General features: G+C 69.2%; 17 protein-coding genes. 7 read left to right on the forward strand and 10 right to left on the reverse strand.

The window, feature by feature from the left end; genetic code table 11:
* Positions 1 to 32: 32 nt before the first annotated feature.
* Positions 33 to 3,269, forward strand: a complete 3,237-nt coding sequence (locus ACFLIM_RS31855; RefSeq protein WP_393171789.1) for a BTAD domain-containing putative transcriptional regulator — start codon at positions 33 to 35, stop codon at positions 3,267 to 3,269.
* Between the two features lie 52 nt (positions 3,270 to 3,321).
* Here the strand turns inward: ACFLIM_RS31855 and ACFLIM_RS31860 are convergent, their stop codons facing one another.
* A complete protein-coding gene (locus tag ACFLIM_RS31860; RefSeq protein ID WP_393171791.1) occupies positions 3,322 to 3,738 on the reverse strand; it encodes an SPW repeat protein in 417 nt (138 codons plus the stop codon).
* Positions 3,739 to 3,916: 178 nt separating this feature from the next.
* Here ACFLIM_RS31860 and ACFLIM_RS31865 point away from each other — a divergent pair, with 178 nt between their 5' ends.
* Complete coding sequence (locus ACFLIM_RS31865; RefSeq protein ID WP_393171793.1) at positions 3,917 to 5,239, forward strand: alpha/beta family hydrolase; 1,323 nt, start codon at positions 3,917 to 3,919, stop codon at positions 5,237 to 5,239.
* A 180-nt stretch (positions 5,240 to 5,419) separates the two neighbouring features.
* Positions 5,420 to 6,778 carry a sensor histidine kinase gene (locus ACFLIM_RS31870; protein WP_393171795.1) on the forward strand — a complete coding sequence of 453 codons (1,359 nt, stop codon included), beginning with the start codon at positions 5,420 to 5,422 and terminating at the stop codon, positions 6,776 to 6,778.
* Positions 6,779 to 6,781: 3 nt separating this feature from the next.
* Here ACFLIM_RS31870 and ACFLIM_RS31875 read toward each other — a convergent pair whose 3' ends face one another.
* The gene (locus ACFLIM_RS31875; RefSeq protein WP_393171796.1) at positions 6,782 to 7,684 is read right to left on the reverse strand and encodes a helix-turn-helix domain-containing protein; all 903 of its coding nucleotides are present in this window, start codon (positions 7,682 to 7,684) and stop codon (positions 6,782 to 6,784) included.
* Between the two features lie 128 nt (positions 7,685 to 7,812).
* Positions 7,813 to 8,094, reverse strand: coding sequence for a hypothetical protein (locus ACFLIM_RS31880; protein WP_393171798.1), 282 nt, complete (start codon positions 8,092 to 8,094; stop codon positions 7,813 to 7,815).
* Here ACFLIM_RS31880 and ACFLIM_RS31885 point away from each other — a divergent pair.
* Both ACFLIM_RS31885 and ACFLIM_RS31890 read left to right on the forward strand, forming a co-directional pair.
* Positions 8,093 to 8,314 (forward strand): multicopper oxidase domain-containing protein, encoded by a 222-nt coding sequence (locus ACFLIM_RS31885; protein WP_393171800.1) that lies wholly within the window; start codon positions 8,093 to 8,095, stop codon positions 8,312 to 8,314. The two genes, ACFLIM_RS31880 and ACFLIM_RS31885, sit on opposite strands and share 2 nt — an antisense overlap.
* A 30-nt stretch (positions 8,315 to 8,344) precedes the next feature.
* Positions 8,345 to 8,866, forward strand: coding sequence for a ZIP family metal transporter (locus tag ACFLIM_RS31890; RefSeq protein WP_393171802.1), 522 nt, complete (start codon positions 8,345 to 8,347; stop codon positions 8,864 to 8,866).
* Positions 8,867 to 8,897: 31 nt separating this feature from the next.
* Here ACFLIM_RS31890 and ACFLIM_RS31895 read toward each other — a convergent pair whose 3' ends face one another.
* The 5 genes from ACFLIM_RS31895 to soxR all read right to left on the reverse strand — a co-directional run bounded on the left by ACFLIM_RS31895 (position 8,898) and on the right by soxR (position 13,960).
* Positions 8,898 to 10,049, reverse strand: coding sequence for an oxalate decarboxylase family bicupin (locus ACFLIM_RS31895; RefSeq protein ID WP_393171804.1), 1,152 nt, complete (start codon positions 10,047 to 10,049; stop codon positions 8,898 to 8,900).
* Positions 10,050 to 10,068: 19 nt separating this feature from the next.
* Positions 10,069 to 10,296, reverse strand: a complete 228-nt coding sequence (locus ACFLIM_RS31900; RefSeq protein WP_393171806.1) for a hypothetical protein — start codon at positions 10,294 to 10,296, stop codon at positions 10,069 to 10,071.
* A 31-nt stretch (positions 10,297 to 10,327) separates the two neighbouring features.
* A complete protein-coding gene (locus ACFLIM_RS31905) occupies positions 10,328 to 11,611 on the reverse strand; it encodes an Nramp family divalent metal transporter (protein ID WP_393171808.1) in 1,284 nt (427 codons plus the stop codon).
* A gap of 262 nt (positions 11,612 to 11,873) precedes the next feature.
* Positions 11,874 to 13,298, reverse strand: a complete 1,425-nt coding sequence (locus ACFLIM_RS31910; RefSeq protein ID WP_393171809.1) for an alkaline phosphatase PhoX — start codon at positions 13,296 to 13,298, stop codon at positions 11,874 to 11,876.
* Positions 13,299 to 13,489: 191 nt separating this feature from the next.
* Positions 13,490 to 13,960 carry a redox-sensitive transcriptional activator SoxR gene (soxR, locus tag ACFLIM_RS31915; RefSeq protein ID WP_393171811.1) on the reverse strand — a complete coding sequence of 157 codons (471 nt, stop codon included), beginning with the start codon at positions 13,958 to 13,960 and terminating at the stop codon, positions 13,490 to 13,492.
* 53 nt (positions 13,961 to 14,013) lie between these two features.
* On the opposite strand from soxR, the gene ACFLIM_RS31920 reads away from it, so the two are divergent.
* Both ACFLIM_RS31920 and ACFLIM_RS31925 read left to right on the forward strand, forming a co-directional pair.
* Complete coding sequence (locus tag ACFLIM_RS31920) at positions 14,014 to 15,243, forward strand: NmrA family NAD(P)-binding protein (RefSeq protein ID WP_393171813.1); 1,230 nt, start codon at positions 14,014 to 14,016, stop codon at positions 15,241 to 15,243.
* Positions 15,244 to 15,309: 66 nt separating this feature from the next.
* Entirely contained in the window at positions 15,310 to 15,483 is a 174-nt protein-coding gene (locus tag ACFLIM_RS31925) for a hypothetical protein (protein WP_393171815.1), read from the forward strand.
* An 11-nt stretch (positions 15,484 to 15,494) separates the two neighbouring features.
* On the opposite strand, the gene ACFLIM_RS31930 is transcribed toward ACFLIM_RS31925, so the two are convergent.
* Together ACFLIM_RS31930 and ACFLIM_RS31935 are read right to left on the reverse strand one after the other, a co-directional pair.
* The gene (locus ACFLIM_RS31930; RefSeq protein WP_393171817.1) at positions 15,495 to 16,034 is read right to left on the reverse strand and encodes a DinB family protein; all 540 of its coding nucleotides are present in this window, start codon (positions 16,032 to 16,034) and stop codon (positions 15,495 to 15,497) included.
* Positions 16,035 to 16,127: 93 nt separating this feature from the next.
* Positions 16,128 to 16,982 (reverse strand): aldo/keto reductase, encoded by an 855-nt coding sequence (locus tag ACFLIM_RS31935; RefSeq protein WP_393171819.1) that lies wholly within the window; start codon positions 16,980 to 16,982, stop codon positions 16,128 to 16,130.
* Between the last annotated feature and the right edge of the window lie 2 nt (positions 16,983 to 16,984).

Below are 16,984 nucleotides of genomic sequence, written 5' to 3' on the forward strand. Positions count from 1 at the left end.
ATGGCTGTCGATTGCGGCGTTAACCTGGGGTTATGCGCTTCGGGGTGCTCGGCCGGGTTCTGGTGTGGACGGCGGCGGGCAAGCCGGTGCCGGTCCCGGAGACCAAGGTTCGCGCGTTGCTGGCCGATCTGCTCGCGCACCAGGGGAAGCCGGTGTCGGCGGACCGGCTGATCGACGATCTGTGGGGAGCCGACCTGCCGGCCAACCCCACCAGCACGCTGCAGCTGAAGGTGTCCCGGCTACGGCACGCGCTGGAACAGGCCGAGGCGGGCGGGGGCGAGCTGGTGGCCACCCACCCGCCGGGATACCTGCTCAGGATCGATCCCGGGGCGATGGACGCCGACAGGTTCGCCGAGCTGGCCTCGCGGGCGCAGGAGGTCGAGGATCCGCGTACGAGGGCGGCGTTGCTGGCCGATGCGCTGGCGTTGTGGCGCGGACCCGCGTTCGCCGACTTCAGTGAGGAGGATTTCGCCCGGCCGGCCGCTCATCGACTGGAGGAACAACGGCTGGCCGCGGTCGAGACCCAGGCCGAGGCCCGGCTGGAGCTGGGCGAGTACGACCTGCTGGTCGGCGAGCTGGGCGATCTGGTGGCCCGGTATCCGCTGCGGGAGCGGCTGCGTGGCGTGCAGATGCGCGCGCTCTATCGCGCCGGGCGGCAGAGCGACGCCCTGGCGGGCTACGGCGAGCTGCGTGAGCGGCTGGCCGAGGAGCTGGGCCTGGACCCCTGCCCGGAGCTGGTCGCCCTGCACCAGGCGATCCTGGAGCAGGACCCGGCGCTGAGCCCGCCGCTTTCACCCGTGGCTCTTCCTCGCACGAACCTGCCCGCCCCGCTCACCGGCCTGGTGGGCAGGGCGCAGGCGGTCGACGACGTCCGATCCCTGCTGGGCACGGCCCGGCTGGTGACGCTCACCGGACCCGGCGGGGTGGGCAAAACCCGGCTGGCCCTGGAGACGGCCGGCCGAATGGCCGAGGACTATCCCGACGGCGTCTGGCTCGTCGATCTCACCGGGCACGGCGAGGGAGAGTCCGAATGCATCAAGCCCGATGATCCGCCACAGGGGGTGGAGGAGCTGTCCCGGATCATCTCGGCTGTCCTGGGCTTCCGTGATGACACCTCGGACGGGCTGCCCCTGGCGTCGAGCGAGTTGCTCATCGACCTGCTGCGCACCAGGCGACTGCTGCTCGTTCTGGACGACTGTGAGCATGTCATCGAACCGGCGGCCAAGCTGGCGGAGCGGTTGCTGAGGATGGTGCCGGGATTGCGCATCCTGGCCACCAGCCAGGAACCCCTCGCTGTGTCCGGTGAGGCGATCTGGCCGGTGCCGGCGCTGGCGCTGCCCGATCCTTCGGCGGGCTCGGATCCTGCGGTGCTGGCGCAGGCCGGCGCCGTGCAGCTGTTCGTGCAACGTACTGCCGCCGCCCTGCCGCATTTCACCCTCGATGCGGGCAACGCCGCGGACGTCGCCGAGTTGTGCCGGCGGCTGGACGGGATCCCGCTGGCCCTCGAACTGGCGGCCACCCGCGTGCCGGCGCTGGGCCTGCACGAGCTGGTACGGCGCCTCGACGACCGATTCAGGACACTCGCCACGGGCCGCAGGGGCGCACCGGCACGCCAGCAGACCCTGCGAGCGATGATCGACTGGAGCTGGGACCTGCTCAGCACGTCCGAGCGCATCGTGCTGCGCCGCCTTGCCATACAGGGCGGAGGCTGCACTCTCCCGGCCGCCGAGGCAGTGTGCTCAGGCGATGGGATGAGCGCCGAGGACGTCTTGGCCGTGCTGGCCCGCCTGGTCGACCGCTCCCTGGTCGTCATGACCGAGAACGCCGACGGCCCCCGCTACCACCTGCTGGAGACGGTCGCCGACTACGGACGCGAACGCCTGCGCGAAGCAGGCGAACTGGACAGCGTACGGCAACGTTTCCACCACTACTACCTCACGCTGGTCAAACGCGCCGAGCCGCACCTGCGCGGGCACGATCAGCGTGAATGGCTTGATCGCTTGGGCCGCGAGGGCGGCAATTGGTGCGGCGTACTGGACGGCATGGTGCGCCGCGGCGACCGCACAGGCGCATTTGAACTGGTCACCACCCTCGCGTGGAGCTTGTATCTCCTCGGCCAGCTTGGCCTGGCCTGTAACTCGTTCTGGCGGGCGCTGGCCGCCGGCGGTGACGTGCCGGCCTCCCTGCAAGCCACCGCCAGGGCCTGGCGAGCCGGCATGTGGCTACTGGTCGAGGGGCATGGCGACAATCAGGCGCGCACGTGCGTGGCCGAGCAGGCGTTCGAGGACATCGAGGACCCGCGCGAGCGGGCACGGGCGCAATGGTTCCTCGGCTTCGCCCTGTACACCAGCCTCAGCGACCTGGCCGCCAGCGAGGAGCTGGTGAACCGGGCGCTGGCGACCTTCCGCGAGATCGGCGATCGCTGGGGAACGGCCGCGGCGCTGAGCACCGCGGCCCACCAGGCCATGGTCCGCGGCAATCTGCAAAGCCTCAGACAGTACGGCGAGCAGAGCGCGCAGCTGTTCCGCGAGCTGGGCGATCGCTGGGGTCAGTTGCAGACCATCCGCCCGCTCGCCTACCTGGCCGAGGTCCTCGGCGACTACGAGCAGGCCACCCGGCTGCAGCGCGACGGACTGCGCATGGCCGAGGAACTCCGGTTCTGGCCCGACGTCGCCGAGCGGCTCATGGGCCTCGGCCGGATCGCGCTGCTGACCCGTGACTTCGCGCAGGCGCGCGAACTCCACGAACGGTGCGAACGGCTGTCCGCCGAGCGGAACCACAAGAGAGGCGAGATCTACGCCAAAGCCGGCCTGGCCCTCATCGCGCGCAGGGAAGGCGAGCTCGACCGCGCCGAGGAGTTGCTGAACGGCCTGCTCGAATGGCACCGGCACGTGGCCTTCGCGGCAGGTGACGCGTTCTACCTCGCCGAGCTGGGTTTCGTCGCCGAACAACGCGGCGACGCCGAGACCGCCCTGTCGCGCCACCTGGACGGCCTCACCGCCGCGCGCACCACCGGCGACCCCCGGGCGGTCGCGCTCGCCCTGGAGGGGCTGGCCGGCGCGCAGACCCTCATGGGACACCATGATGAGGCCGCCCGGCTGCTGGGGACGGCCGACGCGGCCAGACGCTCGGCCGGAGCGCCGCTACCCGCCGCCGAACGCGGCGACGTCGACCGGATCACCACCAGGGCAAGGACCGCCCTGGGCGAGGACGCCTTCGCCACCGAATTCGAACGCGGCACCGTCCTGGACCCCGACGACTACGGCTGACGTACGAGGACGACGGCCGGGCCGGAGGTTCTCCGGCCCGGGATCTGATCTCTCATCTCCCTCTTGTCATGCTCATGGCCATGGCGACGAGGCCGAGGATGGTGATGATCGCGCCGACGATCACGTTGGTCACGATCGTCCGTGTGCTGTCGGCTCCTCCCCGGATCAGCCATGGGGCCACGATGGTCCACACGCCGATCAGCGGTGCGGTCCAGGCGATTCCGTGGGTGCGGCCGTAAGCCGAGCTGAAGCCCAGCGCCAGCAGCGCCACGGTGATCCCCGTGATCAGGTTGTTCATGGTCAGCGACCCGACGTTGGTGAATCCCATGATCCACGGCGACAGCGCCAGGAACAGCCCGGCCAGCAGGGTCAGCCCCTCCGCCAGTTGAACGGCCGGATTGGCCGCGGCTACCTCGTACCTCTCACGCATGCGGATGATGTCGGGATGCCGCTCCATTTCGCGGGTCATCGATGACATCACCTCCCCGTTGCGGTGACGGGACCTTCCCGTCCCACCAAATCAACTACCCAGGTAGAGCAGCCGCATTCGAACATCAGGAGAGCCTGATGTTGGGTTCTCGGACCTCTGGGCAGGGGTTTTGTAAAGGCGTGTGAAGGGGCTTTGCACCGATGGGAGGTGATCGGAGATGTTCACCGACCGCACAGACGCGGGACGTCGCCTGTCCGTACGGCTCCAGCACCTGCGTGATCAGGACATCGTGGTCCTCGGACTGCCGCGTGGCGGGGTGGTGGTCGCCTTCGAAGTGGCTCAGGCGCTGGGGGCGTCGCTGGATGTCATCCTGGTCCGCAAGCTCGGCGTGCCGATCCAGCCTGAGCTGGGGTTCGGAGCCATCGGCGAGGAGGGCGTACGCGTCATCAACCCGGACATCATCCGGCTCGCCCACGTGAGTGACGAGGACATGGCACGGGTGGAGGAGCGCGAGAGCGCGGTGCTCCAGCGCCGCGCCGAGCAGATCCGAGCCGGGCGATCGAAAGTCCCGCTGACCGGCAGGACCGCGGTCATCGTGGACGACGGGATCGCCACCGGATCGACCGCCCGGGCGGCGTGCCAGGTCGCCCGCGCCCAAGGGGCCGCCCGAATCGTGCTGGCCACGCCGGTGTGCCCGCCGGACGCGGCCGAACGGCTCCGCGCCGACGCCGACGAGGTGATCTGCCTGGACACGCCCGCGGACCTCGGCGGCATCGGCATGTGGTACGAGGATTTCCGCCAGGTCGATGACGAACAGGTCGCCGACCTGCTACGCCGTGCCACCGAGGCACCGCATCGGGGGGACGAAGCGGCCGCCGGGGCGCCGTACAGGGTGGAGGAAGTGCAGGTGCCGGCGGGGGTCGCGCAGCTTCCGGGCACTCTGGTGCTCCCGAGCGAGTGCGACGGGATCGTGGCGTTCGTGCACGGCAGCGGCAGCAGCCGCCACAGCCCGCGTAACCGCTATGTCGCCGAGGTCCTCAACCAGGCGGGCCTGGGCACGCTGCTGTTCGATCTGCTGACCGCCACCGAGGAGACCGATCGGCGCAACGTCTTCGACATCGAGTTGCTCGCCGAACGGCTACGGCAGGTCACCGAGTGGCTGCGCAAGCAGGCGCCCGCGGCGTACCTGGGCTATTTCGGCGCCAGCACGGGCGCGGCGGCGGCGCTGTGGGCGGCCTCCGACCGGGAGGCCGACGTCGCCGCCGTGGTCTCCCGTGGCGGACGGCCGGACCTGGCCGGACCGCGCCTGGCCGCCGTCACCGCTCCGACCCTGCTCATCGTGGGGCAGCGCGACGAACAGGTGCTCGAACTGAACCGTGCCGCACAACGGCAACTGGCGGGCGAGAGCCACCTGGAGATCGTGCCGGGCGCCACCCACCTGTTCGAGGAGCCGGGCGCCCTGGAACGGGTGGCCGAACTGGCCCGCGACTGGTTCACCCGCCACCTTCTCCACGGCCGCTCAGCCATGGGACCGTCATGACCGGCCTTGGGTGAATCTCCTCATCGCCGATAGCCGGCCACCGATCGGCGATCATGAGGTGCGAGCATTTGACGAGGTCTTGGCGCGACACATGCCAACACCCGCCCGTCCCGTTCACAGACCGCTACCGCCCCTGTGTTCGACTGGCGGGGGGACTGCAACATGAATGCCTGGCGCCGTATGTCGATCACAACCCGTATCACGCTGTTCACCGCAGTGGTGGCGACCCTGCTGTCGGCGCTCCTGGCCATAGCGGTCATGATCACGTTCCATCGGTACGCCACGGGCTCTCTCACCGATGAGATCGTCGCGGCCGGAGGCCGGGTGGCCCACGAGGTGGAGCATGACCAGCTCACCCCTCCCCTTGCCCAGCACAGGGACCGCAACCTGCAGGTTGTCGACCCTCGGGGCGTGGTCGCCGCCGCGACGCCGCAGCTCCAGGGCAAGCCGATCATGGCTGATTTCACCCCCGACCACAGGAACATCGCCAAGTCCGTCGTCTGCGGCGGGGTCTTCCCCTCCGGCCAGTGCAACATCGTGGTCGCGCAGTCGGCTCACAAGAGGGGACAGGACTGGATCGTCTACAGCGCCTCCCCCACGGTCCCTCCGTACGTCGATCCGTGGCTGGCCGCGACGGTGGGCGGCATCGCGGCGGTCTTGGCCCTGGCCATTACCAGCCTCGGTCATCGGATCGTCACCGCGTCCTGCCTCAGGCCGGTGGCCGCCATCCGCGCGGAGCTCGACAAGATCAACGAGACGTGCCCCCATCGGCGGGTACCCCTTCCCTCGAGCCAGGACGAGATCCACGATCTGGCTGACAGCGTCAATCAGACGTTGTCCCGGCTGCAGGCCGCGATGCAACAGCAGCGCAATTTCACCTCCGACGCCTCCCATGAACTGCGCAGTCCCATTGCCGCGATACGCGCTGAGGTCGAGGACGCTCTGCAAGCACCTGAGGAGACCAGCGTGCCCCAAGTGGGCAACGCCATTCTGGGCAGCCTGGATCGGCTCGAGGCGATCGTCGGCGACCTGCTGACCATCGCCCGGCTGGACCAGGTATGGACGGTCGAACGCGCGCCGATCGACCTGGCCGCCCTCGTGACCACGGAGTGCGACAGGCGCCTCGATGGGAACAAGAGGTTCGAATACTCGCTGGAGCCCGGAGTGGTGGTGAACGGTGACCGATCACGGTTGTCACGCCTCCTCGCCAACCTGATCGACAACGCCGAGCGGCACGCCACCACCACGATCACCTTCTACGTACGGCATTCGCCCAGCGGCAAGCGTGACCTGCACCGTTTCCCGAAGGGAATCGCAATGCTGGAGGTGATCGACGACGGGCCCGGCATCGATCCGGACAAGCGCGAGCTGGTCTTCCAGCGGTTCGCCCGGCTGGACACCGCCCGCGACAGGGATGCCGGCGGCACCGGGCTGGGCCTGCCGATCGCCCGCCAGATCGCCGAGGCGCACGACGGCACCCTCAAGATCGAGGACAGCCCCCACGGCGCGCGGTTCGTCCTGCGCCTCCCCCCGGCCTGATTCTTACAGCCTGGCGATGATCCGGCGCAGGATCGCCGCCGTCGCGGGGGCGGGGTGCGCGCGGAGGCCGAGGTCGTTCAGCAGATGCTGGTACGGCGGAACCTCTGAGGCCCGGCTGAAGTACTGTGCGCTGGCGAGTTGTTCGAGATAGACCACGTCATCGAGCTCCGGCTCGGCGAAGCGGAGGATGGTGATGGGGCCGATGTCGCCGACATGTCCCCCGGCCAGGAAGGGCAGCACCTGAAGGGTGATGTGCGGCAGTTCGGCCATGCGCTGGAGGTGCTCCAGCTGAGCCCGCATCAGAGCGCTGCCGCCGACCTGACGATGCAGCGCCGCCTCATCCATCACCACCCAGAGCCTGCGCGGGGTGGAAGAGGTCAGGATCCGCTGGCGGCGCATCCGCACCTCGACCCGGCGCTCGATCTGCTCGCTCGAGTCGCTTGTGGATCCTTGGGTGATGACCGCGCGGGCGTAGTCCTCGGTCTGCAGCAGCCCTGGGACGAGTTGCACCTCATAGGTACGGATCAGCGCCGCGCCCTGCTCCAGCCCGATATACGCCTCGAACCAGTCGGGCACCACGTCACGGTAACTCTGCCACCAGCCTGGAGCGTTGGCCTGTTCGGCCAGCAGGAGCACGGCTGAGCGCTCGTCCTCGGCCGCGCCGTACAGCGTCAGCAGGTCGATCACGTCGCGCAGCTTGAAACCGCTCCGGCCCAGCTCCAGGCGGCTGATCTTGGAGTGCGAGCCGCGGATCGCCTGCCCCGCGGCCTCCCGGGTGATCCCGCGCGCCTCGCGCAGCCGGCGCAGCTGCGCTCCGACCAGGATCCGCAGCGCAGTCGGCCCCGCCGGTCGCGAGTCCTCATCGGAATTCTCGGCCAGGTGACTCATACCGTGAGCTTTCGGCATCCATGCTCCTCAACCGGCAGATTGCCACGATCTGACCCGAGAAGTCCTGCCACGTCAATCAGCGTAGACACCATATTCCACACCATTTTGTGCCGCGAGGGAATTCTGTGGCTATGGAGATATGTGTGTCAGGGCTTTCGCCCGACACCGCAATAGCCGGAGACCTCGGCCGGTTCGCCGAAGGGGGTGGCCTGCGCATTGGCCCGAGCGGCCGCCGCGCCCCCGAGATCGAAGGTCGCGTGGGTCAGCGCCAGGTGGCTGCCGGAGGGCACGACCTCCAGGAGCAGCATCACGATCCGGTGCGCCTCGTCGAGGCGCGGTCGGCTCGGGCGATGTCGATGATCTAGCCGCCCGCGCTGGGCCGCGGAAGTGATCAACCGGCCCGCCGCGGACGAACTCGTGATGGTCATGAACGGTTTCGACACGAATTTCGACCGCGCGAACGAGCTGTACGCCGTGAACACCATTCCCTTCGCCTATATGGCCGAGCCGGTAAAAGTAAACCTGGGTGAACTCGTCCGGATCTATCTCGTCAACGTGCTGGAATACGATCTGGTCAACTCCTTCCACATCCACGGCAACTTCTTCGACTGGTATCCGACCGGCACGTCGTGCACACCGACACGGTGATGCGCGGGTGCGCTCGGCGGGGGCGGGCTGGTGTTGTTCGGGGCCGTCGCCGCGTACCTGCTGCTGTCAGGCGTGAACGCCTGGCTGGCGGCGCGCCCCGGCGCGGTCGGCGACCACCGCCTGACGCTGCTCGTCGCGGTCGGCATCGGCCTGCACAATCTCGGCGAGGGGCTGGCGATCGGCTCGGCCTACGCCGTGGGCGCGCTGGCCCTCGGCGCGACGCTCGTCATCGGCTTCGCCGTGCACAACACCACCGAGGGCCTGGCCATCGTCGCCCCGATCTCCCGATATCGCGTCCGCCCGGGACCGTTGCTCGTGCTCGGGCTGATCGCCGGCGGGCCCGCGATCCTGGGCGCCTGGCTCGGCGCCGCCGCCGTCCAGCCCGCGCTCGGAGCGCTGATGCTCGGATTGGGCGTCGGCGCGATAGCACAGGTGATCGTCCAGCTCGTCCCGTCGATGCGCGATCGCGGCGGGCGCGTGCTGCATCCGCGCGGCATCGCCGGCATCCTCGCCGGGATGATCCTCATGTACGCCACAGGGCTGCTGTCCTGAAGGCTTGAGGCAGCGGCCCGTGGCGTCTCCGTCATCGCACGACGGGCCGCTTGTCCTTCGGCAGTGCCTCGATCATCGATCGCGGAACGTTCAGAGTGTCGGCGCTGACCTGCGGCGGGGTGTTGGCCATCCACTGGGTCGCGGAGATGTCCTCGAACCGCGGGTTGCGGAACATCTCCAGGAACACCAGCGGCTCCTTGCCGAGGTTCTCGACGTAGTGCCCGTAGGCGAAGGGCACGTAGCCGACGTCACCGGCGCGGAAGTCGAAGGTACGCGCGGCGCCGGAGCTGGCGAACACCCCCATGCGGCCCATACCGGAGATGTAGTACTGCCACTCGTCGTCGGTGGGGTGCCAGTGCAGCTCGCGCAGCCCGCCCGGGTCGATCTCCACCAGCGCGGCGCAGATCGTGTTGGCGGCGGTGAAGTTGGTCGAGTCGGTGATCCGCACCGATCCGCCCGGGAACCGTTCGGGGGTCTGGGCCAGCATCCGGTGCTTGAACGTGCGGGGCACGTCGGCGGTCGGGCTCACCACCTGGTCGGACTCCAGGGGCGGCGGCACCTGCCCTTTGAAGATGTACTTCTCGCGTTCCGGCATGTTCGCCATCTGCTGCATCGACCAGCCGAAGTTCTTGGCCAGCACGCTCTTGGGGGTGTGCGCGAAGAAGTCGCTCATCATGAACGTCGAGTTCTCCGAGAAATTGCCGTCGTCGAAGACCAGGAGGAACTCCACCCCCTCCTCCAGCGCCTGGATGTAGTGCGGGATGCCCTTGGGGAAGAACCACAGGTCTCCCTTGCTCACGTCGTCCAGGAAGCGGCGGCCGTCCTGGTCCACGGCTCCGATCCGGCAACTGCCCTCCAGCACGTACGCCCATTCGGCCTCCTTGTGCCAGTGCAGCTCGCGGTAGGCGCCGGGATTGAGCTTCATGTCGACGCCGGCCAGCGTGGTGGCGATGGGCAACTCGCGCGCGGTGACCTCCCGCGTCCAGCCGCCCTCCTCGATGCGCATGTGGGCCATGGAGAAGGAGAACTTCATGTTCGGCACGGTGCCGTAGTCGGTGATGGGCGGTGTGAGCAGGTCCGGATTCTGCAGATCCAGTTCGATGTTGCGCGGCCCGGTGTCGTCACCGCCCTGGCCGTTTCGTCGCGGTTGTGGTGTCGTCTGCCGGCGGGTGCGCCAGATCATCGTACGATTTCCTTTCGCATTAGTGTTCTTGATCGGCCGGGCCGAAGAGCAGGTCCCGAACCAGGTGGATGCCGCCTAGCGCGGCCACCGCGAGTGGGATCGCGACACAGGTGAGTGCCAGCGCGAGCGTCGCCCAGGCGGAGCCGCCGTGGACGGCGCTGACGACGGTCAGCACGACGAACACGCACAACTTGGTACGCGTCCTCGCCAGGCAGATCGGAACCTCGACCGCTGCGCTGGTCTCCAACTTGGCCTTCCTTCCGTGCTCCGCGCGGGTTTCAGAACAGCAACGTCAATGGCAGGCAGCACCCGAGCACCGCGACCACGGCGCCCGCCGCCCCGCCGATGGACGTGGTCAGCCGGTTGTTGACCAGCGGGCCCATCAGCGAGCGGTCCCGGCACATCGAGATGAGCAGGAACAACGCGACGGGCACTCCGAGCGAGATGACCACCTGGCTGAGGATCAGCAGGTCGGTCAGGGAGGCGCCGAAGGTCAGCGCGAGCACGGCCGGCGTCATCGTGATGATCCGGCGCAGCCGCACCGGCACCCTCCGCCCCAGGAAGCCGCGCATCACGACGTCGCCGGCCAGCGTGCCCACCCCGGCGGACGAGACGCCCGACGACAACAACGCGACGGCGAACGCCAGGGCGGCCGCGCCGCCGATCCGGCTGGCCAGCTCGGCGTGCGCGGCGAGCAGGTCACCGGTCCATCCCCCGCTCGTCGCCGTGGCCAGCCCGGCCCCGAGAGCGATCATGGAGACGTTGACCACCGTGGCGGCGCCGAGGGCGAGCACGCAGTCCAGCCGCAGGGCCCGGCGTACCAGGGCCGGTTGCCGCCAGGCCGCCTCCGGGCGCAGCCCATGGCCCTGGACCAGCGCGGAGTGCAGGTAGACCGCGTGCGGCATGACCGTGGCCCCGACGATGCCCATGGCCAGGACCAGCGACTCGGCGCCGTCGAACGCGGGCACCATCCCGGCGGCCAGACCCGCCCCCGACTGGTGGCCTGCCACGAGGATGTCGTAGCCGACGCCCGCGCCCACGAGCAGCAGGGCCGCGGCGCTCATCAGCTCGAACGGGCGGGTCCTCCCCCGCCGTCGCAGCTCCAGCAGCGACAACGACACCACGGCCGTCACCACCGCCGACACCACGACGGGCATGCCGAACAGCAGCCGCAGGCCGATCGCGGCCCCGACGAACTCCGCCAGATCCGTGGCGAGCACCACCACTTCGGCCTGGAGCCACAAGATGCGATTACCCCACCGCGGGAACCGCTCACGGCACAACTGCGGCAGGCTCCGGCCGGTGGCGACGCCGAGTTTCGCCGCCTGGAACTGCACGAGAATCGCCACCAGGCTGGCCAGCACGACCACCCATACGAGCAGGTAGCCGAAACTCGCGCCCGCGGTCAGGTTGGTGGCGACATTTCCGGGATCCACGTACGCGATGGCCGCTACGAACGCCGGGCCCAGGATGGGCGTGACCCGCCTTTCGGCCCGTTCAAGCTGATGAACGCCCGTCCCGTAACGAGTCGGGCTCTCCTTCACCCCAATGCGAGCACTCATTTGCACATTCCTCAAAACGGGCAATACGGCACATCCATCGACCCGGCTTACGGTCTCGGGAATGCAGCATAGGGATGCCCGTTAGGACCAGTACAAAACTGAATGCAATGCCACGCCTCCGCAAAAGCGGCGTCGACTACGGGAGAATCAGGAATTCCTGGGAAATTCGGATAAGTGCGGCAATATGCCAACGTCGTGGCGTTCGCATGGAAAAGCCCCGCCCCGCCTCTCTCGATGAGGCGGGACGGGGCGTACGGCGAGGTCAGCCGCGACCATGACCGTGGTCGTCGTGCTTGGACCACGGGCCGGTGATGGCGAACGTGTAACCGGGAGTCTGGATGCTGGCGAAGAGGATCTTCCCGTCAGCGCTGAAGACCGTTCCGGCGAACTCGCTGCCGTTCAGGTCGTTGCGGGCCATCGGGTAGGTCTTGCCCTTTTCGGACACACCTACCAGGTGCTGGACACCCTCGCCGTCCTCGGCCAGGATGAGCCCGCCGTACGGCGAGACGGTGATGTTGTCGGGGCCGTCGTAGTTCGTATCCTGCTCGGGGTCCGGGTTCACGCCGAAGATCGTCTTGAGGGTCACGGTCTCCGACTCGGGGTCGTAGAACCAGACCTGGCCGTCGTGCTCGTTCGTGCTGCCGTCGTCGTGCCGGGCGAAGCTGGCGACGAAGTACGCGCCGCCGTCGGCCCACCACTGGCCCTCAAGCTTGCGGCTGCGGGTCACCTTGTCGTCGCCGAGCTGCTTGCGCACCGAGACGCTCTTGGCGTCGCGGTCGGGCACCTCGACCCACTTGACCTTGTACTTCGTACCCGGCTGGGTGGCCTCGGACAGGTCGCCGATGTGCTTGGTGCCCTTGTAGCAGCTCATCGCCTCGAACTCGCCCGCGGTGTCGCCGTCCTTGCCCAGCGCGAGCTTGCGCAGCGCGCCCTTGCCCGGCCGGAAGTTCCGCGGCGGGGTCCAGCGGAAGAACAGCCCGTTGGGGGTGCCCGCGTCCTCGGTGAGGTATATCTCGGAGTTGCGCGGGTTGACCGCGACGGCCTCGTGCGCGTAGCGGCCCAGGAACTTCAGCGGGACCGGGCTCTGGTTGGCGTCGCGGTCGAAGGGGTCGACCTCGAAGACGTACCCGTGGTCCTTCTTGAACGCCCCGCCGGCCTTCTGCTCGGTCTCCTCGCAGGTCAGCCAGGTGCCCCACGGGGTGACGCCACCCGCGCAGTTCTGCACGGTGCCGGCCAGGCTGACGTACTCGCTGATCCGCTTGCCGTTGCGGTCGACCTCGATGTTGGTGGTGCCGCCGCGGCCGCCCTCGTCGTAGGTCAGGCCCTCCAGCGCGGGCACGCCGTACTGCTCGTCGCCGCCGATCTCGTGGTTGTTGACCAGAACCCCGCCCCTGGAGCTGCGGAAGAAGCCGGTGCCGTCGGCGTCGCCGGGCGTCGGCTCACCCGACTCCAGCTTGGTCACACCGGCCTGGGCGACGATCTCGTACGAGAAGCCCTTGGGGAGCGCGAGCACCTTCTTCGGGTCCGCGACGACAGGCCCGTAGCCCGCGGCACGGGCGACGCCGTTCCGCACGGCCTCCGCGTGCGCCGGTCCGGAGATCGCGTCGATGCTGCCGACGATGGCGATGCCGAGGCCGCTAACGGCCCCGGTACGCAGCATGTCACGGCGGGAAAGAGGAGAAGTCATTTGAACCCTTTGCTGATGGAGCAGATGGAATGACCCAATTCCTCCGGCTTGAACGCGCCCTCCCACCACGCGAACCACAGGGTGAACGCAGGACGAAACCTGAACCCGAGGGCGCATGTTCACCACCGAGCGCACCATAATGCGACGCATCCGCACGGCTGATGTCACAGCCTGTCAGGGATCCGTCCCGCTCAGCCAGGCGTGGGGGGGCCGGTGTTGAGGCGGTGCGGGCCGCCGCCCTTCTGGCCGAGCTGGTCCCGGGGATTGACCAGCCCGCACTGTTCGAACGACAGGCAGCCGCATCCGATGCACTCGGTGAACAGGTCACGCATGCGCTCCAGCCGTTCGATCCGGGCGTTGAGCTCCTCGCGCCAGCAGTCGGACGCGCGTACCCAGAACTCAGGGGTCGGGGTGGCGCCTTCCGGAAGGAAGGCGAGGACCTCGCCGATCACCGCCAGCGGGATGCCGACGGTCTGCGAGGCGCGGATGAAGGCGACCACGCGCAGCGTGGTCCGGTGGTAGCGGCGCTGGTTTCCGGAGGTACGGCGGCTGCGGATGAGTCCCTGACGCTCGTAGAAGCGCAGCGCCGAGGCGGGCACGCCGCTGCGTTCGGCCAGCTCCCCGATGGTCAGTTCCTTGGTCTTCCAGGAGACGGTGCTCACGCCTCGATCCTAGGGCTTGACTTAAACATTGGTTTAAGTTCGAGCATGGTCGCATGTCTGAGCGAAACGAGCACAAGAAGATCCTCGTCACCGGGGCGACCGGCAACGTGGGCCGGCAGCTGGTGTCCATGCTGATCGAGGCCGGCGCGACGCCGCGCGCGCTGACCAGGGAGCCGCGTTCCGCCGGCCTGCCGGACGGCGTGCAGGTGGTGGGCGGAGACCTGACCGATCCGGGCTCTCTCGACGCGGCGCTGGACGGTGTGGAGTCGGTGTTCCTGCTGTGGCCGTTCTTCACGGCGGAGGGAGCGGGACCCGTGGTGGACGCGATCGGCAAGCACGCGCGCCGGGTGGTCTACCTGTCCGCCTTCTCCGTGAGCGACGACCGCGAGCCGGCGGAGAACGGGGTGTGGGGCGAGGTCGAGCACCTGATCGAAGGCTCCGGGGTGCAGTGGACGTTCCTGCGGGCCGGTGGGTTCGCCACCAACACCCTGGGCTGGGCCGACCAGATCCGCGGCGCGGGCGTGGTGCGGGCGCCGTACGCGGGCGCGGCCCGGTCGCTGATCCACGAGGCCGACATCGCGGCCGTCGCCGCGCGGGCGCTGACCGAGGACGGGCACGCCGGCCGGCGGTACGTGCTCACGGGCCCGGAGGTGCTCACCCAGACCGAGCAGGTACGCGCCATCGGCGAGGCGATAGGACGGCCGCTGCGCTTCGACGAGCAACCACACGAGGAGGCCCGCGAGCAGATGATCGCCGCCTGGGGAGAGCCCGCCTTCGTGGACCAGGCGCTCGGCCACTGGGCCCGCATCGTGGAGGAGCCGGAGCCGGTCACCTCCACCGTGCAAGAGGTGACCGGCCGGCCCGCCCGTACGTTCCGGGAGTGGGCCCGCGACCACGCCGCCGACTTCAGGACCCCGCGGGACGTCGCCGACGCCTACGCCGGGGCGTTCCGGCGGGGGTCGCTGGAGGAGGCCATGCCGCTCATGTCGGAAGCCGTAGTGCGCGTGGCGCCCCTGGAGGGTGCGGGGGAACTGCGCGGCCTGCGAGCGATCATGGAGAACGCTCAGCGGCTCACCGCGGACTACGACATTCACCGTGTCGACATCGACGGACCGTTCCTGGCGGGTGACCGGTTCGCCGTCAAGTTCACCTTCGACCAGACCCACCGGCCGACCGGACAACGGAAGAGCACCACCAAGATGTCGCTCTACACGGTGTCCGGCGGGCAGATCGTCCGGGAGGAGGTCTACTACCTCGACGGACCGCAGGCGGTCACCCGGTAGCACCACACCCATTGCGGACGTTGCCGTTGCCCCCCGTTGGTGACTTCCTCACTACGCTCGCCAATCGTGGCCGAGGAGAAGAGCCGGAACAGGCGGCGGATCAACATCAACGATGCGGGCATCGAGCGACGGAGGGCGGCGATCGAGGCGATAGTCGACCAGCCGCCACCGCCCAAGGCCGAAGATCGGGAACCTGGCGGATCAGGCGTGGTCCCGTACTCGGTCGTGGAGCAGGCATAGGGCACCGGCGGCTACTCCCCGGTCAGCCCGTCCACCGACTCGCGCAGGAGATCGGCGTGGCCGTTGTGCCGTGCGTACTCCTCGATCATGTGGACCAGGATCCATCGCAGGCTGGACGCCCGGCCGTCGGGCCAGGCGCGTCGGGCCGGTTGCCCCAGGCCGCCGTCGGCCAGCGCCTCCGCGATCAGGGTGTTCGAGCGGGCCACGGCGTCCTGCCAGAGCGCGTGGAGTTGCTCGGGTGAGTCCTCGGCGGCCGAGTGCCAGTCCCAGTCGGGGTCGGCCTTCCAGTCCACCGCGTCCCACAGGGGCTGCCGGTCTCGCCCGTGCAGCCACTGGGAGAACCAGGCGTCCTCGACCAGGGCCAGGTGCTTGAGCATCCCGCCCAGGGTCATCGACGAGGCGCCGACGGTCGCCTTCAGCCCGGCCGCGTCCAGCCCCGCGCACTTCCACGCCAGGGTCGCGCGCTGGTACTCCAGGAAGCCCAGGAGGGTGGCGGCCTCGTCGGCCGCGAGGGGAGGTTCCGGGCGGCCCTGCTCATCAAGGTCGGTCATGGGCGGTGAGTCTAGGCCCCCGGACACGCCTATGGCCGACCTCACCGTGCACGATTTCCGCACCGCTCCCGCCACGCGCTCCTCCTGTCAGCGTCAGCCGAGGCGGGCGAGCTCCTCCTTGCTGAGCTCCAGGGTGGCGGCGCGGATCGAGTCGAGGATGGTCTCCGGGCGGCTGGCGCCGGGGATGGGGATGACCACGGGGCTGCGGGCGAGTTCCCAGGCGAGGCAGACCTGCTGGCGGGAGACGCCGTGCGCCTCGGCGATCTCGGTGAAGGCGGCGCCCCGCCGGCCCAGTTCCCCGTGACGGGTGATGCCGCCGAGTGGGGACCAGGGCAGGAAGGCCAGGCCGAGCTCGGCGCAGACGTCGATCTCGGGCTCGCTGGAGCGGAAGCGCGGCGAGTACTCGTTCTGGACGCTCACCAGGCGGTCGCCGAGGATGTCGTGGGCGAGCCCGATCTGCTCCGGGTTGGCGTTCGAGATGCCCGCCATCTGGATCTTGCCGGCGTCGTGCAGGTCCTTGAGAGCGCCCATGGTCTCCTCGTACGGCACCGCCGGATCGGGGCGGTGGTGCTGGTAGAGGCCGATGCTCTGCACGCCGAGGGCCTTCAGGGAAAGGTCGCAGGCCTGCTTGAGGTACGACGGGCTGCCGTCGACGTCCCAGCCGCCGGGCGTGCGGGTGTGGCCGCCCTTGGTCGCGACGAGCACGGTGTCGGCGTCGCCGGCCCACAGGGACAGGGCGCGGGCGACCAGGCGCTCGTTGTGGCCGACGTCGTGGTGCGAAGGGGTGTAGGCGTCGGCCGTGTCGACCAGGGTGACGCCGGCGTCCAGGGCCGCGAGAATCGTACGGATCGACTGGCTCTCGTCGGGCATGTGCCCGGCCACGGACATGGGCATGGCGCCGAGCCCGATGACCCCGACGTGGCGGCTTCCGATGGTGCGCGTTCTCATGG

This window comes from Nonomuraea marmarensis, from assembly GCF_043197025.1.
GTDB lineage: Bacteria > Actinomycetota > Actinomycetes > Streptosporangiales > Streptosporangiaceae > Nonomuraea > Nonomuraea marmarensis.